This window comes from Mesorhizobium sp. M1A.F.Ca.ET.072.01.1.1, assembly GCF_004023325.1.
Taxonomy (GTDB): Bacteria; Pseudomonadota; Alphaproteobacteria; order Rhizobiales; family Rhizobiaceae; genus Mesorhizobium.
On record NZ_RZSF01000633.1, the window covers coordinates 1 to 1,436 of the forward strand.

The 1,436-nt window shown below is 68.4% G+C and carries 2 protein-coding genes; both read left to right on the forward strand.

All coding sequences use genetic code 11. From position 1 onward, the window contains the following. Positions 1–268 (forward strand): YaiO family outer membrane beta-barrel protein (locus EOA32_RS37145; protein ID WP_128374305.1); only part of this gene is annotated, 268 nt, incomplete at its 5' end. A gap of 2 nt (positions 269–270) precedes the next feature. After that, positions 271–1,308, forward strand: a complete 1,038-nt coding sequence (locus EOA32_RS37150) for a HEAT repeat domain-containing protein (protein WP_128374306.1) — start codon at positions 271–273, stop codon at positions 1,306–1,308. Positions 1,309–1,436 lie beyond the last annotated feature (128 nt).

The following is a 1,436-nucleotide window of genomic DNA, read 5'->3' on the forward strand; positions in this document are numbered from 1 at the left end:
GGTGCATGCCGAGGACGATATCGGCACGCGCGCGGACGGCTATGTGCTTCGCGCCGACCTCGCGGTGACGCCGCATGTCAATCTCTTCGGCGGCTATGCCGACGCCCCCGAAATCTCCGACGGCACGCTGGTGCCGACACGCACCGTCTTTGGCGGCATCTCCTTCGACGTCAGCGATCCGCTGACGCTGCGCGCCAGCATCGCGCATGAACAACGCCCGACATTCGACCGAAGCATATTCGGGCTCGGGCTGACCGCGCGGTTCTGACCATGTGGTACGTCTGGAATCTCTCCATACTGCTCAGCGCGCTCTCCCTGGTGATCATGCTGTTTTTGATCGCGCGCCGTTTGCTGCGGGAGCGCCGGGACGCCGCCAGAGCCGGACAGCGGCGCCAGCTTCTGACGGCGCTGATCGCCTTCACCGAAGACCGCGACCGCCAGACGTTGAAAACGGCCATCCTTTCGGTGCCGCCGGGCGTGGCGATCGAGGCCGGCTTCGAGTTCGTTTCGCTGCTGCGCGGCGAGGAGCGTGACGACGTCCTTGTCGCCTTCAACGAATGTGGCCTGCCGGCCCTCGTCGGCAGGCAGCTGGAACGGGGCAATGTGGCCGAACGCATCCACGCGGCCGAGATGCTGGCGGCGCTGGGGTCGCAGAATGCGACGGCAAGCCTGCTTTCGGCGCTGGACCAGGACCGCTCGCGCGAAGTCAGGATCGCCGCCGCCATCGCGCTTTGCGATCTCGGCAGCCTGCCCCTGCTCGGCGTCGCGCTGGACAAGATAGGCGTGACGGGACAGCGCTCGCGGCGCCTGATCGACCTGTTCAGGCGCTTTCCGCGTACGCGCTTCAACGAGCTTGCGATCCATGCATCGCGCGTCGACGCCGTGCCCTTCATCAGGGCGGCCGCGATCGACGCGCTCGCCCGCGCCGGCGGCTTCGGCTTTGCCGCCTTCTTCGCCGGCTTGACCGGCGATGCCTCGCCTGAGGTTGTCGCCGCGGCGCTGCGCGCGCTTGGCCTCACCGGACACGCCGATGCGCCGGCGATCCTGACGAGCGCGATGGCAAACGACGACTGGGACGTGCGCGCCGCCGCCGCCGAGTCCGCGGGACGCCTCGGCCTTCCCGAACTTGCCGCGCCGCTGTCCAGGCTGCTGGACGACGAGGTCTGGAACGTGCGCTATGCCGCCGCCAACGCGCTGCGCTCCTTTGGCCAGCCGGGCGAGCGGCTGCTGCGCCAAATCGCCGACAGCGAGGTCTCGCGCAGCCAGCGCACCGCCTCGCTCATTCTTGCCGAGGGGCCGGCCGCATGATTGCCGAGTGGAGCGACGAGATCGTCCTTGCCGCCACCATCCTGTCCTGGTTCATCATCGCGGCGGGGCTGGCGCAGACGACAATCTATCTGCTGCAGCTCGTCCCCGCCGGCTATTCGCTGTCCAAG

Coding starts and splice junctions, on each gene's coding strand:
- EOA32_RS37150 (WP_128374306.1), top strand. CDS start 271: ATGTGGTACGTCTGGAATCTCTCCATACTGCTCAGCGCGCTCTCCCTG.